The sequence below is a fragment of the Streptomyces sp. NPDC002788 genome, assembly GCF_053592115.1.
In genome coordinates this window covers 177,695-203,678 of sequence record NZ_JBSFVB010000014.1, presented here as the reverse complement: position 1 = coordinate 203,678, position 25,984 = coordinate 177,695, and the positions used below count along the sequence as shown (strand labels likewise).

25 protein-coding genes and 1 pseudogene are annotated in these 25,984 nt (G+C 71.8%); 9 read left to right on the top strand and 17 right to left on the bottom strand.

Features of this window, described 5'->3' with window-relative positions:
- Positions 1–59: 59 nt before the first annotated feature.
- A complete protein-coding gene (locus ACWD1U_RS25845; RefSeq protein ID WP_451110911.1) occupies positions 60–1,043 on the bottom strand; it encodes an N-acetylglucosamine kinase in 984 nt (327 codons plus the stop codon).
- A 150-nt stretch (positions 1,044–1,193) separates the two neighbouring features.
- Here ACWD1U_RS25845 and ACWD1U_RS25840 point away from each other — a divergent pair, with 150 nt between their 5' ends.
- Positions 1,194–1,871: a uracil-DNA glycosylase gene (locus ACWD1U_RS25840; protein ID WP_451110910.1), complete on the top strand. Its 678-nt coding sequence runs from the start codon at positions 1,194–1,196 to the stop codon at positions 1,869–1,871.
- Between the two features lie 27 nt (positions 1,872–1,898).
- Here the strand turns inward: ACWD1U_RS25840 and ACWD1U_RS25835 are convergent, their stop codons facing one another.
- From ACWD1U_RS25835 to ACWD1U_RS25815, 5 genes are all read right to left on the bottom strand, one after another.
- Positions 1,899–2,924, bottom strand: a complete 1,026-nt coding sequence (locus ACWD1U_RS25835) for a LacI family DNA-binding transcriptional regulator (protein ID WP_451110908.1) — start codon at positions 2,922–2,924, stop codon at positions 1,899–1,901.
- Positions 2,925–3,198: 274 nt separating this feature from the next.
- Positions 3,199–5,079, bottom strand: coding sequence for a sugar-binding domain-containing protein (locus tag ACWD1U_RS25830; RefSeq protein WP_451110906.1), 1,881 nt, complete (start codon positions 5,077–5,079; stop codon positions 3,199–3,201).
- Positions 5,076–6,335, bottom strand: coding sequence for a family 1 glycosylhydrolase (locus ACWD1U_RS25825; protein WP_451110905.1), 1,260 nt, complete (start codon positions 6,333–6,335; stop codon positions 5,076–5,078). The genes ACWD1U_RS25830 and ACWD1U_RS25825 overlap by 4 nt, the downstream gene beginning before the upstream one ends.
- Positions 6,332–6,886 (bottom strand): carbohydrate ABC transporter permease, encoded by a 555-nt coding sequence (locus tag ACWD1U_RS25820; RefSeq protein ID WP_451110904.1) that lies wholly within the window; start codon positions 6,884–6,886, stop codon positions 6,332–6,334. Before ACWD1U_RS25820 ends, ACWD1U_RS25825 begins: the two co-directional genes overlap by 4 nt.
- A 598-nt stretch (positions 6,887–7,484) precedes the next feature.
- Positions 7,485–8,642, bottom strand: coding sequence for a WD40/YVTN/BNR-like repeat-containing protein (locus tag ACWD1U_RS25815; protein WP_451110903.1), 1,158 nt, complete (start codon positions 8,640–8,642; stop codon positions 7,485–7,487).
- Positions 8,643–8,856: 214 nt separating this feature from the next.
- On the opposite strand from ACWD1U_RS25815, the gene ACWD1U_RS25810 reads away from it, so the two are divergent.
- Positions 8,857–9,441, top strand: a complete 585-nt coding sequence (locus ACWD1U_RS25810) for an Rv1733c family protein (protein ID WP_451110901.1) — start codon at positions 8,857–8,859, stop codon at positions 9,439–9,441.
- 356 nt (positions 9,442–9,797) lie between these two features.
- On the opposite strand, the gene ACWD1U_RS25805 is transcribed toward ACWD1U_RS25810, so the two are convergent.
- On the bottom strand, positions 9,798–10,586 hold the full coding sequence (locus tag ACWD1U_RS25805; RefSeq protein ID WP_451110899.1) for a pectate lyase: 789 nt from the start codon (positions 10,584–10,586) through the stop codon (positions 9,798–9,800).
- Between the two features lie 483 nt (positions 10,587–11,069).
- Between ACWD1U_RS25805 and ACWD1U_RS25800 the strand changes: the two genes are divergently transcribed.
- Entirely contained in the window at positions 11,070–11,333 is a 264-nt protein-coding gene (locus ACWD1U_RS25800; RefSeq protein ID WP_451110897.1) for a hypothetical protein, read from the top strand.
- Positions 11,334–11,385: 52 nt separating this feature from the next.
- Positions 11,386–12,702: an extracellular catalytic domain type 1 short-chain-length polyhydroxyalkanoate depolymerase gene (locus ACWD1U_RS25795; RefSeq protein WP_451110895.1), complete on the top strand. Its 1,317-nt coding sequence runs from the start codon at positions 11,386–11,388 to the stop codon at positions 12,700–12,702.
- 66 nt (positions 12,703–12,768) lie between these two features.
- On the opposite strand, the pseudogene ACWD1U_RS25790 reads toward ACWD1U_RS25795, so the two are convergent.
- From ACWD1U_RS25790 to ACWD1U_RS25780, 3 genes and pseudogenes are all read right to left on the bottom strand, one after another.
- A pseudogene (locus tag ACWD1U_RS25790) lies at positions 12,769–12,900 on the bottom strand (NADH:flavin oxidoreductase/NADH oxidase); the annotation flags it as partial.
- 84 nt (positions 12,901–12,984) lie between these two features.
- Entirely contained in the window at positions 12,985–13,617 is a 633-nt protein-coding gene (locus tag ACWD1U_RS25785) for a DUF4352 domain-containing protein (protein WP_451110893.1), read from the bottom strand.
- Positions 13,618–13,820: 203 nt separating this feature from the next.
- Positions 13,821–14,045 (bottom strand): hypothetical protein, encoded by a 225-nt coding sequence (locus ACWD1U_RS25780; protein WP_451110891.1) that lies wholly within the window; start codon positions 14,043–14,045, stop codon positions 13,821–13,823.
- Between the two features lie 107 nt (positions 14,046–14,152).
- Between ACWD1U_RS25780 and ACWD1U_RS25775 the strand changes: the two genes are divergently transcribed.
- Together ACWD1U_RS25775 and ACWD1U_RS25770 are read left to right on the top strand one after the other, a co-directional pair.
- Complete coding sequence (locus tag ACWD1U_RS25775) at positions 14,153–14,611, top strand: DUF6214 family protein (protein WP_451110890.1); 459 nt, start codon at positions 14,153–14,155, stop codon at positions 14,609–14,611.
- Positions 14,612–15,054: 443 nt separating this feature from the next.
- Entirely contained in the window at positions 15,055–15,711 is a 657-nt protein-coding gene (locus ACWD1U_RS25770; RefSeq protein ID WP_451110888.1) for a maleylpyruvate isomerase family mycothiol-dependent enzyme, read from the top strand.
- A gap of 9 nt (positions 15,712–15,720) precedes the next feature.
- Here the strand turns inward: ACWD1U_RS25770 and ACWD1U_RS25765 are convergent, their stop codons facing one another.
- Entirely contained in the window at positions 15,721–16,374 is a 654-nt protein-coding gene (locus tag ACWD1U_RS25765; protein WP_451110886.1) for a DUF305 domain-containing protein, read from the bottom strand.
- Between the two features lie 190 nt (positions 16,375–16,564).
- On the opposite strand from ACWD1U_RS25765, the gene ACWD1U_RS25760 reads away from it, so the two are divergent.
- Complete coding sequence (locus ACWD1U_RS25760) at positions 16,565–18,067, top strand: LVIVD repeat-containing protein (RefSeq protein WP_451110884.1); 1,503 nt, start codon at positions 16,565–16,567, stop codon at positions 18,065–18,067.
- Here ACWD1U_RS25760 and ACWD1U_RS25755 read toward each other — a convergent pair.
- The 5 genes from ACWD1U_RS25755 to ACWD1U_RS25735 form a co-directional block, all read right to left on the bottom strand.
- Complete coding sequence (locus tag ACWD1U_RS25755; protein ID WP_451110883.1) at positions 18,055–18,741, bottom strand: TetR/AcrR family transcriptional regulator; 687 nt, start codon at positions 18,739–18,741, stop codon at positions 18,055–18,057. The two genes, ACWD1U_RS25760 and ACWD1U_RS25755, sit on opposite strands and share 13 nt — an antisense overlap.
- Positions 18,742–18,919: 178 nt before the next feature.
- A complete protein-coding gene (locus ACWD1U_RS25750; protein WP_451110881.1) occupies positions 18,920–19,609 on the bottom strand; it encodes an HAD family hydrolase in 690 nt (229 codons plus the stop codon).
- A 57-nt stretch (positions 19,610–19,666) separates the two neighbouring features.
- Complete coding sequence (locus tag ACWD1U_RS25745) at positions 19,667–20,356, bottom strand: phosphatase PAP2 family protein (protein WP_451110879.1); 690 nt, start codon at positions 20,354–20,356, stop codon at positions 19,667–19,669.
- A 216-nt stretch (positions 20,357–20,572) separates the two neighbouring features.
- Positions 20,573–21,508: a M56 family metallopeptidase gene (locus ACWD1U_RS25740; RefSeq protein WP_451110877.1), complete on the bottom strand. Its 936-nt coding sequence runs from the start codon at positions 21,506–21,508 to the stop codon at positions 20,573–20,575.
- 99 nt (positions 21,509–21,607) lie between these two features.
- Positions 21,608–22,156 carry a DUF5134 domain-containing protein gene (locus tag ACWD1U_RS25735; protein WP_451110875.1) on the bottom strand — a complete coding sequence of 183 codons (549 nt, stop codon included), beginning with the start codon at positions 22,154–22,156 and terminating at the stop codon, positions 21,608–21,610.
- Positions 22,157–22,301: 145 nt separating this feature from the next.
- Here ACWD1U_RS25735 and ACWD1U_RS25730 point away from each other — a divergent pair, with 145 nt between their 5' ends.
- Both ACWD1U_RS25730 and ACWD1U_RS25725 read left to right on the top strand, forming a co-directional pair.
- Complete coding sequence (locus ACWD1U_RS25730) at positions 22,302–23,972, top strand: FUSC family protein (protein ID WP_451110874.1); 1,671 nt, start codon at positions 22,302–22,304, stop codon at positions 23,970–23,972.
- Between the two features lie 473 nt (positions 23,973–24,445).
- On the top strand, positions 24,446–24,907 hold the full coding sequence (locus tag ACWD1U_RS25725) for a MarR family winged helix-turn-helix transcriptional regulator (protein ID WP_451110993.1): 462 nt from the start codon (positions 24,446–24,448) through the stop codon (positions 24,905–24,907).
- Positions 24,908–25,118: 211 nt separating this feature from the next.
- On the opposite strand, the gene ACWD1U_RS25720 is transcribed toward ACWD1U_RS25725, so the two are convergent.
- Positions 25,119–25,880 (bottom strand): VOC family protein, encoded by a 762-nt coding sequence (locus ACWD1U_RS25720; protein ID WP_451110873.1) that lies wholly within the window; start codon positions 25,878–25,880, stop codon positions 25,119–25,121.
- Positions 25,881–25,984: the final 104 nt, after the last annotated feature.

The following is a 25,984-nucleotide window of genomic DNA, read 5'->3' as shown; positions in this document are numbered from 1 at the left end:
GTGAGCGGTATCCGTCCTGTTTTGTCTGATGAGTTACGTCCGGTTCGGGCGTGATCGGATCAATCGCCCGACCGGGTGGTCACGCAGAGCATCGTCTCGTCACCCGGCAGGGTGAGCGGACCGGCGCTCAGCTCGGCCGCCATGCGTACCGAGCCGTGCAGCGGATCGCCCTCGGCCGGCACCCGCCGCGCCCGCGGAAGCCGCTTCGCCAATTCCTCGTCGAGCGGCCCGAGGAGCGCGTCGCCCGACGTGAACAGGCCGCCGGTGGCGGCGACGTACGGCTCACCGCCGGCCGGGCACACGGCCGCCGCGGAGTCGGCCATGTGCCGGGCCGCCGTGCGCATGATGCCCGCCGCCACGGGGTCGTCGCCCGCGCAGGCGGCCACCAGGGGCGCGAAGGACGCGAGCACGGCGGGCCGGTCCGGCCGCGGGTACAGCGCGCCGGGCAGCCCCGCCACGGGCCCGAACACCTCCTCGGCACCTGCCAGCAACCGGGCGGAGCCGCCTTCCCGCCCGTCATGGGCCCGCAGCGCGGCCTCCAGTCCGGCCCGCCCGATCCAGGCCCCGCCCCCGCAGTCGCCCAGCAGATGCCCCCAGCCGTCCGCACGGCGCCAACGGGTCAGGTCGGTGCCGATCGCGATCAGACCCGTACCACCGGCGATCACCGCACCAGGGCGCGGCCCGAGGGCACCGACGTACGCGGTCACGGCATCGGCGGCCAGCGCGACCCTGCGCACACCCAGTTCCCGGGCCAGGGCGTCCGGCAGTTCGGCGCGCAGCGCGTCACCCAGGGAGGCGAACCCGGCCGCCCCGACGACGGCGGCCTCGAGCCGCAGCGGCCCGGCCTCCTCCTCCAGCGCCCGCACCAGCGGCACGAGTTGCGCCATGAAGTGCTCGGGGTCGACACCCCGGTCGCCCGTGCGGACCGGATCGCCGGACGCCCGCCGGGCCAGCGGTCCGCGCTCTGGGGTCCCCACCACCACCCGGAGGCCGGACCCGCCGGAGTCCACGGCGAGAAACCCGGAGCCCACGGGAAGCGACACGACCCCCTCCTTCCCGGCGACCCGGCCGCGCGATCCGCTCAGCCGGGATGACGACCTCGACGGGGAGGAAGAGTAGCGGCGAAGCCACCCCTGCGCGGTGCCCCGTGACCGATGCCGGGCTGTTCGTGTCTGCCAGTAGAGTGACACGTCGTGGCACCACGACCGTTGCACGAACTTGTCGAAGCGGGCTGGGCGAAGGCCCTGGAACCCGCGGCCGAACGCATCACGGCCATGGGGGACTTCCTCCGGGCCGAGATAGCGGCGGGCCGGACCTATCTCCCGGCCGGGGCGAACGTCCTGCGGGCCTTCCAGCAACCCTTCGACGACGTCCGGGTCCTGATCGTCGGCCAGGACCCCTACCCCACCCCGGGTATGGCCATCGGCCTGAGCTTCGCGGTGGCGCCCGAGGTGCGTTCGCTGCCGGGCAGCCTGGAGAACATCTTCCGCGAGATGCACACCGACCTGGGGCTGCCCAGGCCGTCCAACGGAGACCTGACGCCGTGGACCCGGCAGGGCGTCCTCCTGCTCAACAGGGCGCTCACCACAGCGCCGCGCAAGCCCGGCGCGCACCGGGGCAAGGGCTGGGAGGAGGTCACCGAGCAGGCGATCCGGGCGCTCGCCGCCCGCGGCAAACCTCTGGTGTCGATCCTGTGGGGCCGCGACGCGCGCAACCTCCGGCCGCTGCTGGGGGATCTCCCGGCGATCGAGTCCGCCCACCCCTCGCCCATGTCGGCGGACCGCGGCTTCTTCGGCTCGCGTCCGTTCAGCCGGGCCAACGATCTGCTGATGAAGCTGGGCGGCCAGCCGGTGGACTGGCGACTGCCCTGAGGGGTCCTTGAGGCCGGGGGCGCCGGATCAGGGCCGGCCGGGGTCCCGCCCGCCGCTGCTCTCCCGCACCACGAGCCGGTGCCCGGCGTAGAGCACGGCGGGAGGCTCCTCCACGCCGTCCTCCGTCCGTCGCAGCAGCGCGGTGACGGCCAGCCGGGCGAGTTCCGCCTTGTCGGGTGCCACGGTGGTCAGGGAGGGCACCGAGTACTGCGACAGTTCGACGTCGTCGAATCCGGCGATCGCCACGTCCCCCGGCACGCGCAGTCCGCGGTCGGCCGCCGCCCGTACGGCGCCGGCCGCCAGCAGGTCGTTGAAGCAGAACACCGCTTGCGGCGGCTCGGGCAGGTCCAGCAGCGCCCGCATCGCCCGGACGCCGTCGGCGAGACGGTAGGCCGATACCTCGCACGTCAGGGAGGGGTCGTACGGAACACCGGCCCGGTACAGGGCCTCCTGGTAGCCGCGCACGCGCTGCTGGGCGGTGGCGGAGGCGGGGCCGTGCTGGGCGCCGATCGCCGCGACGCGGGTGTGGCCGAGGGAGAGCAGATGCGCGGTGACCTCCCGGGCAGCGGTGACGTTGTCGATCAGCACGTGGTCGACCGGCAGGCCGTAGTCCCGCTCGCCGAGCAGGACCAGGGGCACCCGGCGCGGGCGGGAGGCCAGGGCTTCCTGGTCGAGGCGCAGGGGGCTGAGCAGCACACCGTCGATGAGCGAGGACCCCAGTCCGCAGGCGAACCGCAGCTCCTCCTCCGGGTCCCCGCCGGTCCCCTCGATCAGGACCGTGTACGAGAGGTCCTTGGCCGCGGCGATCACGGCCGCGGCCAGCTCGGCGAAGTAGGGCGCCGCCAGGTCCGGCACGGCCAGGGCCAGGATGCCGCTGCGTCCCGTCCGCAGGTGGCGGGCTGAGGCGTGCGGCCGGTAGCCGAGTTCGGAGATGGACCGGAGCACACGCTCACGCGTGGCCTCCGACACGTGCGCTTCGCCCCGTACGACGTTGGAAACCGTCTTGATGGACACGCCCGCGTGCTCGGCGACGTCCTTGAGGCGAACCCCCATGACCGACTGTCCTCACCAGTAAGGGGTCCTTGCACCATGCGTCCGATCAGGTCGCGTGGGCTGGTGCCGTGCATCGAAAGGCGCCGGAATGCCCTGGTAGCGGAGCTCCCCAGGGCGTTCGTCAACGCGGCGGGGCGCGGTGCCAGACCACGCGACCCGGGCGGGCACAGTGCAAGGACCCCTGAGGGGCATTCCGCGGCTCGCCCCGGTCGTCGCCCTCCTTGGGATCGCCAAGGAGAAACAGCATCCTACAACGTTGTCGCCGTGTCCCTGGTCAGCTCTGGGCTTCCTCCACCTCCTGGCGGTGCTGGTCGAGGGCCTCGGTGGGCATGGCGGCCGAGGCGCGCCCGACCATCCGGCGGATCTCCTCGACGGGCAGCTTGGCCCGGCGCTCCGCGGTGAGCAGGCCGTTCGTCTCCTGCTCGGTGTCGGTCAGTTGGGTGTAGCAGAACCCGGCGAGCTCCGGGGAGTCCGTCACCGCGCGGAACAGTTCGCCGAGCCGGCCGCGCAGTTCGTCCTGTGACGTCACCGTGGAGTAGCCGAACCACTCCTCGCCCTCGGGACGGTAGCTGAGACCGCCGAACTCGGTGAGCAGCACCGGGCGTCCGCCGCGCGGATCCCGGGCATCCGGGTCGAGAACGACCCGGCGGCCGCCCGGCCGCCCGTCGGTGAGCATCGCCTCGACGGCCGTCGCTGAGCCGTAACGGGCCCGCAGCTCCTGCCCGGTGCCCGCGTAGTCGTGGATGGTCCACATGTCGCTGTCGGTCATCTCCCAGCCGTCGTTGGATATGACGGGCCGCGACGGATCGAGGGCCCGGGTCAGGTGCACGACGCCCTCGACGAAGGCCCGCTGGGCCGGCGAGCCGGCGATGTCCTGCACGCCCCAGCTCTCGTTGAACGGCACCCAGGCCACCACCGAGGGGTGCCCGCGATCCCTGCGCACGACGTCCATCCACTCGGTCGTCAGCCGGCGCACCGCCTCCGGGTCGAACGCGAACGCGCCGGCCATCTCGCCCCAGACCAGCAGGCCCAGCCGGTCGCACCAGTAGAGGAACCGCGGGTCTTCCACCTTCTGATGGAGGCGGGCGCCGTTGAAACCGAGTTCCTTGATCAGCTCGACCTCGCGGCGCAGCGCCTCGGCGCTCGGAGCCGCCAGGTGCGACTCGGGCCAGTAGCCCTGCTCCAGGACCATGCGCAGGTAGTACGGGCGGCCGTTGAGCAGGAACCGTCCGTCGGCGGTCCCCGTCGTGCGGATGCCCAGGTAGCTCGCGACCTCGTCCACGGGCCGGTCCATCCCGTCCGCGGCGCGGGTCAGCAGGGTGATGTCGGCGTCGACGAGGGTGGGGGACTGCGGCGACCACAGCAGCCGGTCACGGTCCTGGCCGTTGCGCAGAGCCGGCACGGCGATGTCCATCACCACGCGGTCGTCCGTGACGACGGCGGACTGCTCGGCGAGCAACTCGTCCCCGAGACGCAGACCCACCCGCATCACCAGCGGGTTGCCGGGCCTGCTCAGGGGGCGGCGCAGCACGGCTTCCAGCCGGACCGAGGCGCCGGCGAGGTCGGAGGTCCAGCACAGCTCAGCGACACTCGGCTCGGGGACGGACTCCAGCCAGACGGGCTGCCAGATGCCCGTGGTGCGGTGGTACCAGATGACGTGCGGGCTGCCCTGCCAGTCCTGCTTGCCGCGCGGCTGCCCGGCGTCCCACGGCAGGTCCTCGGCGCGCACCACGACGGTGTGCTCGTCCGCGCCCGCCAGCGCGGCCGTCACGTCGAACGAGAAGGGCGTCATGCCGCCCTCGTGATCGCCGACGTGCGTGCCGTCCACCCACACCGACGCCCGGTAGTCGACGGCTCCGAAGTGCAGCAGGACGCGCCGGCCGGAAACCTCGCCGCCCGGCAGCCGCAGCGTGCGCCGGTACCACACGACGGGGTGGTGCGCCGTGTCGCGGATGCCGGACGCGGGTGCCTCCGGGGGGAACGGGACGGTGATGGTGCGGTCGAAGGGAGCGGGGTCGTGGTGCCAGCCGGCGTCCCTTCCCGCGTCGGCGTCGTCGTGGGCGAAGCCCCACGGACCGCTGAGATCGGTCCAGTCCGCCCTGCGCAGTTGGGGCCGGGGGTGGAGGCCGTCGTCCGCCACGGAAGGTGTGCTCACTGTGCTCGCTCCTGAGATGTCGGTGTCGTGCCTGCCGCCAGGGCCCGGAATCGGCCGGCCAGGCCGGTGTCCCGGCGCCGGAGCACCGAGCCCGCGTCCCGCTCCAGGTCGTACAGGCCCATCTGCACCAGCCAGCGGTCCACGGGTTCCGTCGACTCGCGGTAGAGCCAGTCGACGAGGGCGAAGAACGGGAACCAGGTGTAGCCGATCAGCCGCATGCCCTCGGCACGCAGCCGCAGCACGGTGTCCACGCTCGCCTCCAGCCAGGCGAGCCGGTCCTCCACCGGGCCGCCCCGGCTGGTCTCGGTCAGGAAGAGCGGCTGGTCGTAGCGCTCGGCGTAGCGGCGCGGCAGGTCCGTCAGGCCCGCGGTTCCGGCCTCCACGGGACGCAGGGCGCCGCTCGTGGCGTCACGCTCGGCGGTGGTGAAGGCGGGGTAGTAGTTGACGCCGATGACGTCGGGTGTGACGGCGTTGGCGGTGAACCAGTCGAGTTCGGCGTCGGTGACGCCGTGCCGGGTGAGGTGGGGCCGCATCGGATGGCCTTCGTCCACCCGGCCGAGGACGAGGTCGAGGCCCAGGAAGCGGCGCTCCTCAAGGTGCTCGCGCTCACCCCGCGGCCACCCGCCCGTCCAGCGGAACCCCGCGTCGACGTGGACGAAGGTGGCCGACGGCTGCGCCTCGGCGATCCGCCGCTGCGTGAGGACCATGCCGCGGGCCAGTTGCGTCAGGACCTTCACGAAGCCGTCGTCGCCGCGCAGATACGGCGGCCACGTGCCCCGCTCACCGCAGTGGACGGCGTTGATCACCGGCTCGTTGAGCGGCGTCCAGATGTCCAGCGAGCCGGAGTAGCGCTCGGCCACCGCGGCTGCGTACGCCGCGACGGCCTCCGGGTAGCGGTGGTTGAGGAACTGGTTGTCCAGCCACAGCGGCGTGCCGTAGTGCATCAGGTCCACCATGCAGCGCAGCCCCAGCCGGTCCAGATGCTCCACGACGCGGTCGGTCCACTCGAGGTCGAAGCGGCCGGGCTCCGGTTCGAGCAGGTACCAGGGGATGCCCCAGCGGATCATGCCGGCGCCGGCGTCCTTCGCCAGGGTCAGATCGTCCCGCCACTGGTGGTAGTGCTGGGTCAGTTCGTACTCGTCGAGCTTGCGACGGCCCACGTCCTCCTGCGGGACGAAGGTGTCCTCGATCCCGACCGCGAAACGCAACCGGTCGCTGTGGAACCAGGGGGTCAAGGCGCTGTCCTCGAGGGTCATTTGATGCCGGTGGTCGCGATGCCCTGCACGAAACTGCGCTGGATGAGCAGGAACATGAGGATGACCGGGAGGAGGGAGAGCACGGCCCCGGCCATCAGCATGCCGTACTGGGTGACGTGCTGGCCCATGAACAGGGACAGACCGGCGGGGATGGAGGCGTGGCTGTTGTCCGACGTCATGATCAGTGGCCACAGCAGGTCGTTCCAGTTGTACTGGAAGTGGAACAGGCCGAGGGTCAGCGGGGCGGGGCGGGCCAGGGGCAGGATCACCTGCCAGTAGATGCGCCACTCCGAGGCGCCGTCGACGCGGGCGGCCTCCTCCATGTCCCTGGGCAGCGAGAGGAAGAACTGCCGCATGAAGAAGATGCCGAACGCGTTGGTGGCCCGCGGCACGATCAGGCCGGTGAAGGTGTTGACCAGATGCAGGTTGTTCAGCAGGTCGTACAGCGGTACCAGCGTGATCTGGAACGGCAGCATCAGCATCGCGAGGATGATGACGAAGACGGCGTTGCGTCCCTTGAACTCCAGGCGGGCCAGCGCGTAAGCGGCCATGGAGTCGAAGCACAGCGAGATCATCGTGACCGAGCCCGCGAAGACGATCGTGTTGCGGTACAGCTCCGCGAACGGCAGCGCGTGCCAGATCTCCCGGTAGTTGGACAGCGTGAACGCGCGCGGGAAGAGCGTCGGCGGGCTGGTGACGATGTCCTGCTCGGGGCGGAAGGAGGCGAAGCCGCGGCGACGACGGTGGCCGCGCGCCAGGGACGGGCCGCGTCCCCGGACGGCGTCACCGCCGGGCCGGGGGGCCGGTGGCCCGTGGTCGAATCCACGACTTCTCCTCTGTCGGGCGCGGCCGTCCCGTGCCGCCCCATGCCATCGAGGTGGATGCGCACGACGCCGCCGGATCGGCGATGCGTCGTGGCATTGTTATGGCGCGTCGGTAAACGTTGTAAATCCTCAATTGGCAAAGTTCGGACGGAGGGAGCCCCGACGGTGCCCGGCGCGCCCGGCCTCGACAGATCGAACAAGCGCCTACGACCTGCGTCTTCGCGAGCGGCGGCGAGGAATGGACGGGGGCGGGCGGGCGGGCTGCCGAACGCGAAGGAGGCCCCGGGTCGGGGCCTCCTTCAACGTAGGTAAAGACGGTTGGGCCTCAGCCGACGGCAGCGGCCCGCACGCACAGCACGTCCGGCAGATGCGAGGCGAGCTGCTGCCAGCTGTCGCCGTCGTCCGCCGAGGCGAACACCTCGCCGTTGCGGTTGCCGAAGTAGACGCCCGCCGGGTCGGCGTCGTCCGTGCACATGGCGTCGCGCAGCACCGTGCCGTAGTGGTTCTCCTGGGGCAGGCCCGCCGAGAGCGGCTCCCAGCTCTTGCCCGCGTCCGCCGTCCGGTAGACCCGGCAGCGGTGGTCGGCCGGTACCCGGTCGGCGTCGGCGTTGATCGGGAACACGTACGCCGTGTCGCCCCGGTGCGGATGGGCCGCCGCCGCGAAACCGAACGTGGAGGGCAGACCCTCGCCGATGTCCGTCCAGTGCGCGCCCGCGTCGTCGCTGCGGTACACACCCCAGTGGTTCTGCAGGTACAGCCGGTCGGGGTTCGCCGAGTCCCGAGTGACCTTGTGCACGCACTGGCCGAACTCCGGGTTCGGGTCGGGCAGGAACACCGCGGAGACACCGGAGTTGGAGGGCGCCCAGCTCGCGCCGCCGTCCAGGGTGCGGAAGACGCCGGCGGTCGAGACGGCCACCGTCACCGCCCTCGGGTCGCGCGCGTCGGTGAGCACGGTGTGCAGCCCCTCACCGCCGCCGCCCGGCACCCACTTCGAGCGCGTCGGGTGCTCCCACAGGGGCCTGACGAGTTCGAACGTCTCACCGCGGTCCTCGGAGCGGTACAGCGCCGCCGGTTCGGTGCCCGCGTACACCACGTCCGGCTCGGCGGCTGCCGGGTGCAGCTGCCACACCCGCTCCAGGGATGCCCCCGTGTCCTTGGGGAACTTGACGGCCGGCCGGGCCGGTTCGGTCCAGGTCCGGCCGAGATCGTCGGAGTGGAACACGGACGGGCCCCAGTGCGCGCTGTCGCCGCCGGCCAGCAGCCGCGGGGTCGCGGCGCGGGTGTCGATGGCGACCGAGTACACGGCCTGCGCGTTGAAGTAGGGACTCTCGTCGAACTCCCAGGCGCCACCATCCCGTCGGCGCCCGATGAACAGGCCTTTGCGCGTGCCCACGGCGAGCAGTACCTCGGTCATGCCGATCACCTCCGCGGCGTCACCTTTGACGCCTTCTTCTCGGACATCGGCCAGTCTGCACCCCACCACTGACAGTCACCCCCGGACCGGACTCCGACGCAGGTCAGAGGGGTGTCGGCGACAGACGACGCAGGGGACGGGCCGCGTCCCCGGACGGCGTCACCGCCGGGCCGGGGAGCCGGTGGCCCGTGACGCCGGGGTACGTGCAGTGAGCATCCAGGGGTCGCCGTCCGTATGAGGAGAGCGGCGGAACGGTCATCCGCTCGTGAGGAGGATCCCTTCGATGGCGTTACGTGGTCCGAGGGTGTGGCTGTGGCGCTGGCGGCGCAATCCGCTCAAGCGCCGTGCCGACAGGGCGGAGGCCTGGCTCGTGCTGGGCGTGTGGGCGCTCACCGTGTGTGTCGGGGTGCTCGCCGGAACGGCGGTGAGCCGCTCGGTGGCGGACGGGCTGGCCCGGGAGCGCGTCGAGTGGCGCCCCTTGGTGGCACGGCTCGCCGAGCGGGCTCCCGGGAAGGCCGCCGAGGACGGCAGCGTCTTGCGCGCCGACCAGGTCTGGGCGAGCGCGCGGTGGACCGCCGCGGACGGCTCCTCGCACTCCGGGCAGCTCAGGGTCCCGGCGGGCAGCGCCGCCGGGACCCCCGTCACCGTGTGGACGGATCCCGAGGGGCGCCAGGTCACCCGGCCGGTCACCGCCTCGCAGGCCCGGGTGCGCGCCGTGCTGATCGGCGGCGTGGCGGGCGTCGGCGCGGCGGCCGTGCCCCTGGCCGGCGGCCGCGCGGTGCGCAGCCGCCTGGAGCGTGACCGGATCGACCGGTGGGACGCCGAGTGGGCACACTTCGGGCCGATGTGGGGGCGCACGACGGGGTGAGGCCTACTGGCGCCCCCGCCCGGCCGGCGCCTACCGGCACGACCGCAGCAGCACCAAGTCCTCGTGGATGCCGTAGCCCCCGGGGTGGCCCGGTGCCGTCGGGGAGAGGTGAGTTCCGCGCGGAGCAGGTCGTGCAGGGGCGCTCCGCCCGGCCCCAGGGCTCACGATCGCGTCGAGGCTCGACGTGCCCGGCAGCGTCCCGCACCCGTGCCTCCAGTCGCCGCCGAGCCGGGACGCGCAGTCGATGGCTGGTCGGCGACGGCTCGTAGGGCTTCGCCGGCGCAATACGCGGACGGCCGTGCGAAGCGCCCGCCGGGACGCTCCGCACGGCCGCCTTCGGCGTGGGGCCGCTGGGACTACCTGTAGGTGATGTCAGAGCTGGAGTAGAGGCAGTTCTTGCTGTCGGGCCCGGATCCGACAGCGGTGTTGTTGTTGTACTTCTGGCAGGGGACGACCTTGCGGCCGGCGTCGTTGCGGATCGTGATGTTGCGCAGCGTCGCGACATCGTTGCGGTTGACGTTGATGCCGACGAGCCGAGCGGTGGTGCCCGTGCCGGTCACGTCGATGGTGTTGAGGTTGACCTTGCGCGTGTACTGCGTGGAGCAGTCACCGCAGGAGCGGTAGAGCGTCTTGAACTCCTGCACCGCGAAGTTGGAGATGTTCAGGGTGCCGCCGCCGTTGTGCTGGAAGACCTTGTCCGCCGCCTTCTTGGCGCCGCCGCCGATCACGTGGTACGTGGCGCCGGTGCCGCCGCGGAAGGTGGCGGCGTCTTCGCCGACGTCCTCCCACCAGACGTTCTGCAGCGTGCAACTGCCCTCACAGTGGATGCCGTCGGCCGCGGGGGCGCCGAGGATGACGTTCTTCAGCACCGCGCCGTTCGCGAGCTTGAAGATCGGGTCCTGGCCCTCCTCCTGGCCGTCGCCGGCCAGGCTGCCGGTTCCGTAGTACCGCTTCATCCCGTAGTCCTTGGTGCCGGACACGGAGATGGTGGAGGAGGTCCCCTGGCTGCCGTTCGGGGTCGGCCAGGTGGCGGCGCTCGCCGTGGGCGCATTGGTAGTCATGATCATGCCAACAGACAGGCCGAGTGTGGCCAGTGTGCCGGTCAGTGCGCGCCTGCGGGCGCGCGGTCGGGTCGCAGAAGTCATGTCCCGTTCCTTCTGTCGTGGGGGTGAGGGGGGTGCTCGCCCGCGAGATCCCGGTCGCGGCTCCACCGGAAGTGCCGCCGCGGGGCCGCCGTGCACGGCCGGCGTCACTGCTGCGGTTCGTGGTGACCGTGATCGTCGTCGAGCGATGTGGGGAGCGTCCCTTCCGTACTGCCTCTATCAGTCACTGGGTCATAGAGCTGAACAATGTTCGCTCCACTGTCCAGCGTCGGTACTGCGGGTGGCAGGTCCGAAGGCCTGTCGCGCCCTGGGGGTGCACTTCCCTGGGCTCGGCAGGCTCGGAAAGCGTCTTCGCGAGGGACGCCCGCCAATCACACTGCTGAACGGAACGTAGGGGGCAAGCGCTTTCTAGTCAACGCCTCGCGCAGAACACATTCGGCCAGGCATGCTCGTCGGACAGACCGTGTGGGAGCGCTTCCATAAGGTCCATGTCCATGTCACCATGCCGAACGAACGCTTCCCTTCATGAGAGGGCGGGTCGATGAGGAATCCGCGCACACGCGTACGTTCGTCAGTCGGCTCGTGTTCATGCTGCTGACCGTCGGCGTGCCGCCCTGGCCGCTGGGCCGGCCGCCGCAGGCACGCGATCGTCACGCGCTGACCGGACCCTCGCCCTCGAGCCGTGCCGCGTGTTTCCTCCACCAGGGCATGGACCCCGCCGCGAGCGGCGAGCACCACCGGCTGCCCCGGCGGCTCGCGCTGCTGACCCGGTCGAACCCCACCTGCTGAACCGCCGCACGACGTCCTGCGAGCCACACTTCACCACGGAAGGGATCCGGACGTGCCTGCCACCCCCCACCCCACAGCGAGGAGACGGCTGCGGCCGATACTCCTCGCGCTCGTCGCCGCGCTGCTGCCGCTGCTCGCGGCCACCGCGCTCACCGCACCCCCGGCCGCCGCTCGCGAGCGGGCCGTACCCACCGCCACCCTCACCGAGATCACGAACTTCGGTACGAACCCCAGCAACCTGCGGATGTACCTGTACGTCCCGGAGAGCGTCACCCCGAATCCGGCGGTGCTGGTCGCCGTGCACTGGTGCACCGGCTCGGGTCCGGACATGTACAACGGCACCGAGTACGACACGCTGGCCGACCGGTACGGGTTCATCGTGCTCTACCCGTCCGTCACCCGCAGCAGCAAATGCTTCGACGTCTCCTCGCCCCAGGCCCTTCGCCGCGGCGGCGGCAGCGACCCCGTCGGCGTCAAGTCGATGATCGACTGGGTCACCCGCACCTACGACGCCGACACCCGCCGGGTGTTCGCCACCGGGATCTCCTCCGGCGCGATGATGACGAACGTCCTGCTCGGCGACTACCCCGACGTGTTCGCCGCGGGCGCCGCCTTCTCGGGCGTCCCGTTCGGCTGCTTCGCCACCACCGACGGCTCCGAATGGAACAGTGCCTGCTCGGGAGGCACGGTCACACACACCGCGAAGGAGTGGGGCGACCTGGTCCGGGGCGCCTACCCCGGCTACACCGGTCCGCGCCCGCGGATGCAGATCTGGCACGGCACCCAGGACGACGTCCTGCGCTACCCGAACTTCGGCGAGCAGATCAAGCAGTGGACGGACGTGCAGGGCGTGAGCCAGACGCCTGCCGCCACCGACACGCCTCAGTCCGGCTGGGTCCGCACCCGCTACGGCGGCACGGGCGACCGGGCCCCCGTCGAGGCCATCAGTCTCCAAGGCGTCGGTCACAACCTGTACGCCCAGGGCATGGCGTCCCGCGTGCTCACCTTCTTCGGCCTGGACACCTCGGGCCCGGCGCCGCAGCCGCAACCGGGCGCCTGCAAGGTGACGGCTTCGGTGAACGCCTGGAACACCGGCCTGACCGCCTCCGTCACCCTCACCAACACCGGCACGACGACGGTCGACGGCTGGAAACTCGGCTTCACCCTGCCGGCCGGCCAGACCATCACGGGCGGCTGGGGCGCCACCTACACGCCGCCGTCCGGGGCGGTCACCGCCACGAACGTGTCGTACAACGGCACGATCGCGCCGGGTGCGAGCGTGAGCATCGGCTATCAGGCCGGTCATAGCGGCAACAGTGCCGGTCCGGCCGCGTTCAAGCTCAACGGGACGGCGTGCACGGCAGGTTGAGGCCTACGCGCTGCCACGGGGAACGGGTGCCGGGCCGAAAGCGGGCCGGCACCCGGAACCTCTCACAACCGACCGGTGGTACTGGTCCGGCACCCGCACCTCGCCGCCGAGTTCCCGCGCCGCGTGCCGGGTCAAGGAGGTGTTGCGCAGCAGCTCGCGGCCCAGCGGGCCCGCGTCCGCCTCGCCGTGGGCCAGGACCGGCGTCATCGTCGAGAACACGGGCTTCACGGTGTCCCCAAACGGTGACGTTCGTGAGATCCCGGGAGCGGGGCTGAGCTGTCTCTACTCGGGCAGGTTGACGGAGAACACGGGCTCATCCGCCTCCAGATCCTCCGACCCGACGTAGCTCACGGTTCCGCCCCCGTCGCCGACGTCGAGGACGAGCGTCCCCGTGACGGATTGCCCCGGCTTGTAGGTCGTGTCGAGATCCTGGCCTTCGCCGACGCCCTCCAGTGTGGAGGCGTCCTGCGCAGCCGTGTCGGTGTCCTCCCACTGCATCATGCCGTAGGAGGAGAACTCAGCCGGCGCCTTTCCGACGTTCTTCAACGTGAGCGTCAGCTTCACGTACTGGCCGTTCTCCGGCTCGTTCGACGTGTCGAGCTGCTCCGCGGTCACGTACTCCGCACTGACGACCTTGACCGACATCTTCGACGTCACTTCGTAGTTCTCGCCGTACTCGTCGGTCCTGCCGGTCTCGAACTCGCCCTCTTCCCCGACCTCCAGAACGGGGCCAGGAGCGGACGAGGGCGCGGCTTCCGACGGCTCCTCCGACGGCTGGTCCTCGATGGGCGCCGCCGAGGCGGACAGCTTCGGAGCTGCGTCGTCCCCGGAATCGCTCTTTGACGAACACCCCGTCAGCAGGACGGCGGATATGACGACGGTCGGCACGCAGGCACGGCGAATGTAGGCGCGCATAGCGCATCCCCCCGATGACTCAGTGGCCTCCCCTGGCCACATGGAGCAGCAAGCGTAAAACACCGGCGCAGCATGAGGAGGATGGGCACGGCTCTGCTGGTGGCTTCATGCGTTGCCGTCGTACTCGCCCTGGCGTTGGCGCGGCTCTGTCGTCAAAGTGAAAGGCCCGCACCAGGAGTAGTGCGGGGGCGTTGGCCGCCTGATCAAGAACCTGGTCGTGGGCCGGTGACGTCCGGAGGGGTGAAGGCGGCCTCGGCATAGAAGCGGGGGTTGCCGTCGCCGTCCGTTTCCTCACGGACAGCTACGATCTCCGCCTCGATCCACTGCCCGCGGGTGTGGAGACGGGAGTTGTCCTGGATGCGGCGACTCGGCAGGCCGTTCGTCTCGGTGGCTGATTCGTTCTCCGCTGACGGGGTGCTGTGCTCCACCCCGGGGCGTGTCCGATCTGTAGGGAATGTGATCATGCAGTTACGTTCCGCGTGTGCTGGAAGCATCCCTTCTTCATCTTTCTGATCGCTCTCTGGCGGAGGGTGCGGTGTCAGTGCGCCCCGCGTGGGAGGTGCGGGAGAACGAGTGCGCCATGCGGTGGTTCGAGTTCCGCCTGGCCTTCGCGGACGGCGCCCGCGTCGACGCGCTGGCCGTCGTGGCCGGCGGATGCGTCTGCGTCGAGGAGGTGCGTGCTCAGCCCGCCCTGACCCTCGACGACCTGGCCGTGCTCGCCGAATGGATCGAGGAGTCGGTGGGGGAGGCGTGTGGCGCCGGGCCGGGAGCGGAAGGCGGCGGGGGTCCGGGCCGCCGTGCCCGGCCGGTCTGGCCGCGCGGAGCGGAGGGGCGGCGGCTGGTGGCGCAGAAGTACCGCGCGGCCCAGCAGAACGGTGCCGACCCGGTCCTCGCCGTGATGTCCGCGACCGGCCACAGCCGCCGCGCATCCCTCAGGCTGATCGGCCAGGCCCGGGACGCGGGCCTGCTGTCCCCACGCCGAGCCCGCCGCTAGTCGAAAGGCTGAAGAACAAGCTTGCGGGACGCTTCGCCTGCCGCGGCGTCAGGCAGCAGACCCACCTTCACGACCTTCGTCTCGCTCAGTGCACCTTGGTCGGAGTACGTGATCAGACGAAGGCCGCCTCAGCGGCAGGAGAATGCCAGGTGAGCGGCAAAGGGGTCCTTGCACTGTGCCCGCCCGGGTCGCGCGGCCTGGCACCGCGCCTCGCCGCGTTGCCGCAGCGCCCAGGCAGCTCCGCTACCAGGGCACTCCGGCGCCTTGCGATGCACGGCACCGGACCACGCGACCTGATCGGACGCTCATAGTGCAAGGACCCCTTAGTTCGAGAACCGTTTCGACACTGGAAGGTCGAATTGGGCTCGCTACGGGGTGCAGTCGATGAGTTTGGGCGGCGACAGGAGTCTGATGGAGGACACCCGATCTCTGGAGGCGGAACTGTGTCTGAACCACACGTTCTGGAAACCCGGGACGCTCTGGAAAGGGCGATCCACGTCGAGCGGTCCGCGCTCGCTCAAGACCTCACCGGACTCAGCGAGGCCCAGTGGGCGAAAGCATCACTGTGTGAACGCTGGAGCGTGGAGGAGGTCGTAGCCCATCTGACGGCAGGTGCCAGCACGAGGATGTGGCGCTGGCTGCTGAGCATGCTGGCCGCTCGTTTCGACTCCGATCTGCACAACGACCGACGACTCGCAAAGCACCGTGGTGCTACACATGAAGAGACCTTGCGGCGATTTCGCGATGTTGTCGCCGGGCCTGCCGGGCCGACAGGACATACTGCGGCCTGGCTGGGCGAAATAGTCGTCCACAGCGAGGACATCCGTCGGCCACTGGGTCTTGTGCGGACACCCCCGGTGGCCACGACGACCGCCGTGGCCCGGTTCTTCGCCGGCCGCGATTTCACCGTCGCGAGCAACACTGCAATCGCGGGCCTGCGGGTCGAGGCCACTGACGGACCGTTCAGCACCGGCTCGGGGGATCTGCTCCGGGGGCCGACCCTCTCGCTGGTGATGGGGATGGCAGGCCGCGCAGCGGCCTGCGAGGACCTTGAGGGGGACGGTGCGGCGGTCCTGCGCGCCCGACTGCGCTCAGGGTGAAGAACAAGCTCAGAGCATGTTCCGCATCCGCGTGATCTCGCTCGTCTGCTGCGCGATCACCTCGTCGGCCATCTCCTCCACGCGGATGTTGTTGCCCTGCCCCTTCACGTCCGTGGCCATGGTGATCGCGCCCTGGTGATGGGTCGTCATCAAAGTCAGGAAGAGGTGGTCGAACGCCTTGCCCTCGGCCGTGCGGAGCTTCTTCAGTTGAGCCTCGGTCGCCATCCCGGCCATCAGGGTGTGATCGTGCCGCTCGGCCTTCAGCGGCTTGCCGTAGGACTTCAGCCAGCCCTTCATGGCCTCGATCTCGGGTTTCTGGCCGGCCGCGATCCGGCCGGCGATCCGCTTCACGTCCTTCGACTCGGCGCGCTTCGGGACGAGTTCGGTCATCACGAGGGCCTGTGCGTGGTGTTCGATCATCATGCGGACGTAGGAGACGTCCGCCGAGTTGGGGGCGTCGTTCTCCGAGCGCCGGTCCGCGGCCTCCTCGGCGGACAGGGTGCGGTTCGCCTCGCCGGGCTCGCCCGGCGCGATCACGGCGGGCCCGTCCGCTGCGGCCGGCTTCCGGTCCGGGCCGGAGTCACAGCCCCCGGCCGTGAGCACGGCCAGGGCGACGAGCCCCGTCGTGACGACGGACACGCGAGACGCACGGCGGAAAAGCACAACGACCTCCTGTAGCGGGCAGGTTGGGACATACCTCGTGTGGCGGACGGCGCACTGGCACGCTTCCTCGGGTCATTGATCGGAAAACTTCATTGCGATTCCGTTGCCCTCTGTTGGTATGTGCATGGCGACGACGATACTGCGTGGTGCGTGAACCGTTCCGCAGTGAACGGAACCAGGGAGGAAAACAGTGATCCTGTTGAACGACCGCAGAACGCGCCGCAGACGCCTGGGAGTCGTCGCGGCCGCCGGTGGGCTGATGGCAGCACTCCTGACGGCGGCACCGGCCGGCGCCACCCCCGACCCGGGGGACGCGCCGCCGGCGCCGAGGGAGGTCTCCAAGAGCGCCCAGGCCGAGGTGCGCGAGGCCATCGAGGACGGCGAGATACCCGGCCAGGACCAGATCGTCCACTCCGACAACATCCAGCACCTGGCCCACGTCCCCAAGGACGTGCTGCAGGGCACGAATTCGGACCTCGCCTTCCAGGGCAGGTACGCGTTCGCGGGCAACTACGACGGCTTCCGCATCTTCGACATCAGCAACCCAAGGGCACCCAAAACCGTCGCCCAAGTGCTGTGCCCCGGCTCGCAGAACGACATCTCCGTCTCCGGCGACCTGCTGTTCCTGTCCACCGACTCCTCGCGCAGCGACAGCAGTTGCTCCAGCACCACCCAGCCGGCGACCGAGAAGTCCTCGTGGGAGGGCATGAAGGTCTTCGACATCAGCGACAAGCGCAACCCGCGGTACGTAGCCGCCGTCGAGACGGCCTGCGGCTCGCACACCCACACGCTCGTGCCCGAGCGGCGCAACGTCTACGTGTACGTCTCCTCGTACTCGCCGAACGCCGCCTACCCCGACTGCCAGCCGCCGCATGACGGCATCTCCGTCATCAAGGTGCCGCGCAACGCCCCCGAGAAGGCCGAGGTCGTCGGCTTCCCCGTGCTGTTCCCCGGTGAGGGACCGGACGGCGGCGGCAACCCGGGCGGACCCACCAACCCGGGCGTGTCCAAGACCACCGGCTGCCACGACATCACCGTGCTGCCGTCCGAGGACCTGGCCGCGGGCGCCTGCATGGGCGACGGCATCCTCTTCTCCATCAAGGACCCGGAACGCCCGAAGGTCATCGACCGCGTGCAGGACAACGCGAACTTCGCGTTCTGGCACTCGGCGACCTTCAACCAGAGGGCGAACAAGGTCGTCTTCACCGACGAGCTGGGTGGCGGCGGCGCGGCCACCTGCAACGCGGTGATCGGCCCGAACCGCGGTGCCGACGGCATCTACGACATCGTCGGCAAGGGCGACAAGCGCAAGCTCGTCTTCCGCAGCTACTTCAAGATCCCCCGCCACCAGGCGGACACCGAGAACTGCGTCGCCCACAACGGCTCGCTGATCCCGGTCAAGGGCAAGGACATCATGGTCCAGGGCTGGTACCAAGGCGGCGTCTCCGTCTGGGACTTCACCGACTCGGCCAACCCGAAGGAGATCGCCTACTTCGACCGCGGCCCGCTGACCACCGACACGATCAAGTCGGGCGGTTCGTGGTCGGCGTACTACTACAACGGCTACATCTACTCGAACGAGTACGCCCGGGGCTTCGACGTCCTGAAGATCGACGACCGGCGCACGGACCCGGCCCGCCGGGTGCACCTGCGTGAGCTCAACGTGCAGACCCAGCCGGACTACTTCGGCTGACCCTGTGGACCGCACTCCGGTGCGGCCCCGGTCGCGAAGAACCGCGACAGATCCTCGTCGCTGCTCCCGCCGGAGGCCCCGGTCTCCGGCGGGAGACCCAGCTCCCAGTCGAGCCGGTAGCGCTTGAACAGCTCGGCCCGCAGCACCGGCACCGGCATCGGCACGCCCGGCACCACGGCCGCGTACACGGCGCCCATCAGCAGGGCGCGCATCATCGGGTAGTCGCTGTCGACATCCCGCGACCCGTGCCGCGCCATGGTGTCGCGCAGCAGCTCGGCCAGCCGTCGCTGCTCCGGGCACTGCATGAAGCCCTCGGTGTCCAGGATCCCCGCCATGTGCTGGCGCATCAGCACGGGCCGGTCCCTGGCCAGGCCCAGGATCGCGTCGATGGCCCGGGCCATCCGCTCCCGGCCGTCCGACGTGCGCGGCTCGCGCTCCAGCGCCTCTTCCAGCGTGCGGTGCATCAGCCGGTGCACGGCGGACTGCACCAACTGGCGTTTGCCGGGGAAGTAGTACGACACCAGGCCGCGCGCCGAGCCCGCTCGGTCCGCGATGTCGCCGAGCGTCGTGGCGTCGTAGCCGCGCTCGGCGACGAGCTCGACCGCCGCCTGCAAAAGCCGCTCCCGGGAACGCCGCCGCAACTCTTCGTTGACCGAGGCGCTGCGCGGGGACATCCTGTAACTCCTGCGTTGACTGGCTGCCAGCCAACTATACTCGGAGCGTCCGGCCAGACCCGTTCGGTCTGGGCCGGTGATGCCGTCTGCCTCGGGCGACGCGGGGGATCGTCCGAGGCGGACGGCAGGCACTCAGGTAGTGGCTCGGGGCTGCTTCCTATCGGGCGATGTGCCTGTGTCAGCTCACCAGATCCAGCACCGGGCGCAGCCCGTCCGGCCGTTCGGTCACCGGCAGGTGGTCGACGAAGTGCACCTCGCATCCCAGAGCCGTGGCGCCCCCGTCCGCCCGCCGGTCGTCACCCACCATGAGCGTCCTGCGCGGATCCGCGCCGAGGGCCTCGCACGCCGTCGCGAACAGCCGCGGGTCGGGCTTCTGGATGCCGTGCTCGAACGACAGGACGTACGTGTCGACGTAGCGGTCCAGACCGTGCGCGCGGAAGACCGGCCGCAGATCCCAGCCGATGTTGCTGACCACCCCGACCGGGACGCCCCGCTCCCGCAGCGTCCGGAGCACCTCGACGGCGTCCGGGTACGGCGCCCACGCGGCCGGGCTCATGTGGCGGTCGTACAAAGCGTCGTGCAACGCCGGGTCGGGCAGCCGGACCTGGCGGGACAGGCCCGTGTAGGCGGCCCGGTGGAGTGCGGCGCTGCGGTCGCGGACCTGCCAGGTGCCGGCCAGTTCCTCCGGCACCCGCGCCGGATCGCCACCGCCCGGCAGCGCCCCGACCGCCTCCAGCGCCCGCACCGCGGCGGTCAACTCCGCCTCGGCGAGGCGGATCTCCGCTCCGGCCAGGACGCCACGCAGCCAGGCGTCGGTGGACTCGACACGGAAAAGGGTCCCGGAGAAGTCGAACAGCACGGCGGTCATGGGTCGATCCTATGAGGCCTGCCGCACCGCCGAGAAGGTAGCGGGGCGGCCGCCCTGTCAACTCGGGGCGTTCGCGGGTTCGGGCCGCCAACGCCGGTGCGCCCACACCGCCGCGGCCACCACCGTCGCGCCCAGCAGCCAGCCGCCCACTACGTCCGACGGCCAGTGGACGCCCAGCCAGACCCGGGTGAGCCCGACGCCCACCACGGAGACGACGGCCACGGCCAGGGCCGCACGCCACAGGGCAGGGGCGACGCCGTGGTGGTGCAGGAGCCACAGGAGCAGGCCGCACACGACCGTGGCCGTCATGGCGTGGCCCGAGGGGAAAGCCGAGTAGTGGGCCGAGTCGACGGGGTCCGGCCACACCGGGCGGGGCCGGTCCACCGCCGCCTTGAGGCACTGCTGCAGCAGTGCCCCCAGCGTGACGGCCAGCGCGAGCCACACCGCAGTCCAGCGTGCCGCGAACCGCACCACCAGCGCCACGACGACGGCCGCGCACAGCAGACGCATCGTCCACGGATCCCACACCCAGTCCGTGAGGATGCGGCACGCCTGGGTGATGCCGCTCTCGTCGACCGCCCAACGATGGGTGGTGGAGGAGATGTCGCCGTCCGCGGTGATGAGCGGACTCCATCTGACCGCGACGAGGGTCAGCAGGAGGGTCGAGCACAGGGCCAGCACGCCGGCGAGACCGGCGGCCGTGCGGTGGTCCGGGCGGGGCGGGGAGACGACGAACGGGGTGTGCATGATGCGATCCTCGCCGAACCGGGGGGTCCGGATCCAGTACGGCGGTGATCTTCGACTTCCGGACGGCAGGGCTTCGGCCACGCCGACGCCACCGGCCCCGGCTCGAAGGCCCCGGCCGGGGGCCCGTCGTCCGGATCGGGTCGCAGGGACGGCAGCGGCCTCTGCCCCGTGTGTCTGCGGCGGGATCCGAACGACAGGCCTCAGGGCAAGGACCCTTTACCCCAGCGCCCTCAGCCCCGGTACGAACGCCACGAACACCGGCACCACCGGCACCAGCGCGGCCGCCGCCGTCAGACGCAGGCGCCGGGACGGGGGCAGCCGGTCCGGGGGAGTGAGCAACCGGTGCACCCGCGCAGGGACATGGGCGTGCGGTGTCGGGCAGGGGCCGAACATCCCGCGGTGCTCGTTCAGTTCGACCAGGGCCAGGGCCGTGGTCAGACGGCCGAAGCGGCGCGATGCCGTGTCGTCGGCGGCGAGTTCCACCAGGCGGTGCATCTCGTCGCGGAACGCGGCGAAAACCGGCACCTGCGGGAAGCCGCCCGCCAGGGCAGAGGAGCAGTTCAGCAGCCAGTCGTGCCGGGCGCGCGCATGGCCCTGCTCGTGGGCCAGCACGGCGTCCAGCTGCCGTCCCGTCAGCCGGTGCAACGCGGCCGTGGTGACGACCAGTTGCGGGGGAGTGCCGGGCAGCCACCAGGCGTCGGGCTGCTCGCTCTCCAGGACGACGAGCCGGCCGGAGACGGTCACCTCGCCCGGCAGCAGCGGCGCCCGGACCAGGAGGCCGGCGCGCCGCCGACGGCGCCGGGCGCGGGCCCGGCCGATCTCGCGGGCCAGCATCGCCGCGCTCCACAGCCCGCCGCAGGCCAACGCCACCGCGGTGGCCGCCGCCCAGGTGCCCGCCGTGCCGAGAGTGTAGGCCTCGACCACCGGGCCGGGCGCCGTCGCGAAGACATGCCCGCCGACCGCGTGCCAGGCCGCCGCCGCGCTGAGCGTCATCGACAGCGCACAGCACACCAGCACGGCCGCCACCACGCACTGCCACACCCACAACGCCACCACCGGCTCACGGTCCGGCCAGTTCGCCCGGGCGAGCAGCCGGGGAGCGGCCACGGCGGTCAGGGCGCCGAGCAGCAGCAGCGCCGCGGGGAGCATCATGAGGGCAGCCTATGAGCGCGGAGCCGCTCAGGGGTACGCCTCGCGCCGCCGAAGTGACGCAGGCAACGGAATTCGCAGGGCGTGCCGGACCGCGCAGGCTCAGAGCGCCAGCAGCATCGCCACCATCGCGATCCCCATGGACAGTCGGCAGGCCCGCGCCAGCTCCGGCCGGTCACCCCACCCGGTGGAACCCCCGCCCCCGGCCACGGCGGCCACCGGCACCAGCCGCACGCCGGCCAGCAGCACGTACCCGGCGAAGTAGAGCAGCAGCGCCCCGGTCAGGAGCGGAACACCCGATCCGGCCCCCTCGTGCGCGTGCGCAGGGGAGCGGGCCATGACGACGGACATGTAGACCATCGCCGCGGCCCCCACCAGGTGGTGGAGGTGGTGCGCGCCGGTCCGCGCCGCCCACAGCGAGTGAAGCCCGGCCGCACCGAACACGGCGGCGTAGGCGGGCCAGGCCCACGCGGGCGGAGTGAACACCGCCGCCGGCACCGCCATCGCGGCCATCCCGAAGCCCATCAGCGCCTCGCCGCCCGCGGCGCTGCGCTGCTCCTCGGCACTGCTGCGCATCCGCAGCAGGCAGTAGACGCCGGTCACCGCGCAGAGCGCCACCAGCAGCCAGCCGGACGAAGCCGGTCCGTGCACGCGCACCTCCCCGCTCGACAGTCGCTCTTTCGATGCCCGGGCCGTGCGGTGCGCACGCGAGCGCAAGGGTGTACACGGGGAGCATTCGACGGAGCACGCCAGGTGAAAATGTTTTACGAGTAAAACACCTGTTAATGTCAAAGGCATGAGCACGCCCCCCGCCTCCACCTCCCTGCCCGCCCGGCGCCTCCAGCCGGCGGGTGTGCTGCGCCTCGGTCGGCCCTCGGACATCTGGTTCAAGTCCGCGCTGAGCGTCGTCGCGGCGATCGCCCCGCCCAACCTCACCCTGCTGGCTCTCGGCCGACTCGATCTGGCGATGTACGCGATGGCCGGGTCCCTGTGCGCGCTGTACGGCCACCATCGTCCGTACGCCGCCCGGGCCGGAGCCCTGGCGCGGGTGGTGCTCGGCATGCTCGGCGGACTCACCATCGCCCTGGCCACGGCCTCGCTCACGGGCAGCGCGGTCGTCCTGGTCACCGTCGGCGCGCTGCTGGCCGCCGCGCAGAAGGTGCTGTGCGACGCCACCCGGAGCGGTCCGCCGGGCAACGTCGTCCTCACGTTCGTCAGCTCCGCCTCCCTGTTCGTGCCGCAGACCCTCGACCAGGTCCCCGGCCATCTGGCTCTGGCGGCCGGGACGGGTGCCTGGGCCTGGCTGGTCTGCATGGCGCCCGCGCTTCTGCGCCCGCACGGCCCGGAGCGCCGCGCCACGGCCGCCGCACTCAAGGCCGCCGCCGCGTACGCCGACACGGGTGGCACGGGTGGCACGGACGAGGGCCGGGCCCGGGTCCGCGCCGCGGGCTACGCCGCAGTGCAGACCGCCTGGCAGTCGCTGCTGTCCGCCAGTGCCCGCTCCCGGACCCGGCGAGCACTCGAACGGCTCGTCGTCCGCGCCGAGCTCGCCCTCGCCGCGCCGGCGGAGGCGGACGCCGGCCGGCTGCGCGGGTGGGCCGGTGAGCTGCGCGCCGCCGGGCCCGTCCCGCAGGCCGGTCTGCCGCCGGCAGCCGCCGAGGAACTGCTCGGCGTGGACGCGGCACGGTCCCTCCGGGTGCGGCTGGGTCCCCTGACCCCGCTCGCGGTGCGCACCGCGCTGGGCTGCGCCCTCGCCGGCTACGCCGCCCTCGCTCTCGGCATCGGCCGCCCGTACTGGGCGCTGGTCACGGCCGCCTCGCTCTACCAGGCCAACACCTCCCTGACCTGGAGCCGGGCCGTCCAGCGCGTCGTGGGAAACGTCGTAGGCGTCCTCGTCTTCCTGGCCGTCGTACCGCTCGCGCATCTGGGCCCGACGGCCCTCGTGCTGTGCTGCCTGGCGTTCAGCTTCGGTGCCGAGGTGCTCATCAGCCGCAACTACTGGCTCGGCAGCGTCTGCGTGACGCCCATGGCGTTGCTCATCACGGAGTTCACCGGGTATCAGGCGCCCGGCGAGCTGATGAAGGAGCGGGTCGTTGACACCGTCGTCGGCGCGCTGGTCGGTTTCGGCGCGGCGTTGGCCGTGACCGACCGACGCGCGGGCGACCGGGTGGAGCGCGCGCTGTCGGCCGCCGACCGGGCCCGTGAACACGCCGCCCGCCTCCTGGCCGCGCCGGACCCCGCTCCGGCCGCCCTGGAGTCCGCCCGACGCGGCCTCGCCGTCGCCCTGGCCGATCTCAGGGCCGCCGCCGACGCCGCGGCCGGGGAGTGGTGGCAGCGTGCCCTGCCCCAGGAGCGGGTCGTGCTCACCGAGCAGTCCGGACACCGTACGCTCGCCGCTACGGCACGACGCCAGGGGCTGCTCCCGGACCGGAGCGCGGGCATGGAGACGGAGGACACACGGGCATGACGCCGACCGAGGGACCTTCACCCGGGGGGAACGACTCGGGGGCCGATCCGCAGCCGGGGGTCGGCCGAGAGCCGGTGGCGGAGGTGCGGCGTGCCGTCGGGGCAGCGGGCGGGGGGCCCGCCGACGGACGTCCCGCCGACGGAGGGGCAGGCGACGGGGAACCGGCCGAGGGATGCCAGGAGTCCCCGACGAGCGGAGCCCGCGCCGCCGGAGTCCTTGCCGCTGGGCGGGCCGCCGGTGAGGTCGGCGAGAACAGCGCGGGCGGGACGGGCAGGGCTGGGGCGGATCAGGGCGCCGGAGACGCTGCCGCCGGAACGACCCCGGTCGGCGGGCGGGGTGCTGACGAAGCCGACGCGGCCGGGCGGCACCTCGCCGACCGGCGGGCGGCCGACGAGGCCCCTGACCCGGCGGGCGCCTCGGCCGGCTGGCGCCGGGGCGACACCGTCGCCGCTGTCGTCCGGCAGTGGCGGGCCGTGCACCCCGGGCTCGACACCGGGCCGATGGAGATCATCGGGCGGATCAATCGCTGTGCCGCCCTCCTCCAGCAGGCCGAGGACGCGCCGCTGCGCCGGGCGGGGCTCAGCCGGCCCGAGTTCGATCTGCTCGGCGCGCTGCGTCGTACCGGGCACGAGCTGACGCCCGGTGAGCTGGCCCGGGAGACGTTCTCCTCGGGGGCCGCCGTCACCAAGCGGCTCAAGCAGCTGTCCGAGCGCGGCCTGGTCGAACGCCGCGGCGACACCCGCGACCGCCGGGTCGCCCACCTCCGCCTCACCGACGCCGGACGCGAGCTGGTCGACGGCATCCTGCCCGCCCAGCTCGCCTACGAGACCGCCGTGTTGTCCGGCCTGGGTGGTTCGGAGCAGGGAGAACTCGCCGTGCTGCTGGGTGAGTTGCTCGGGCAGCTGGAGGGCCGCCTGGGCGCGTTGCGGGCCTGAGCCCGGCCGGCCGGAGCACCTCGTGCGCCGTGCGGCGGTGCGTGGAGCGGCGGTCCTCGACGGCCGTCCAGCGGTCGCCGTGGATGTTGCGGGTGATGGCCGGTTCGCGCAGGACGCTGATCACCGCCTCCTCGCCCGGGTCGATGTCACCGCCCGTGGTGCCCAACCGCCCCTGCGGGTACGACTGTCCCGCCGTCACGCCCCGGTCGCCTCAGAACTCGTGGTCGGCCCGGTACACCCCGAACATCGCCCCCTGCGGGTCCCGCAGCACCGCGATGCGCGGCCCGCCGGGCACGGACGTGGGCACCATCAGGACCGTGCCGTGCCGCTGGACGACGGCGGTCGTGTCGTCCACGTCGGCGACGGCGAAGTACGGCAGCCAGTGGGGCGGCACCTCGGGCGGGAACTTGTCGTCCATGGTCACCATGCCGCCGAAGTCCGCGCCGTCGACTCCCCACTGGGTGTAGCGCTCCGAGGCGTTGACGGTCCAGCCGAACAGACGCGTGTAGAACGCCACGGCCTGTTCCGGCTCCCGTGTGAACAGCTCCACCCAGCCCAGCGCACCGGGCGCGTTGAACAGCCCGGCGCCCGCGAAAGTCCCCGCCTGCCACAGCTGGAACACGGCGCCGCCCGGATCGGCGGCCACCGCGAAACGGCCCGCGTCGAACACGTCCATCGGCCCGAACAGCACCTCTCCGCCCGCCTCCGTCACCGCACGGGCGGTGTCGTCCGCGTCGGTCACCGCGAACGACACGGTCCACGCGACGGGCTGCGACGGCTGGTACAGCGGGGTGAGCGCGGCGACCGCCGCGTCCCCGAGGTGCGCGATCGTGTAGCCGCCCGCCTCCTGACGCGGGTCGGTCTCGGGCCGCCAGCCGAACAGTCGCGTGTAGAACCGCTGGGCCGACTCCGGATCGCTGGTGCCCAGCTCGGTCCAGCAGGGCCCGCCGGTCACCGGTGCGTCGAGCTTCATGGCGTTCCTTCCGCGGGAGACCCCCTCAAGCACGCTAAGCCGCCGCCGGGGCCGCCTGCCATCCGGGAGAACCCAGTGGTGTGCGGCGCGGCCGCGACGTGCCC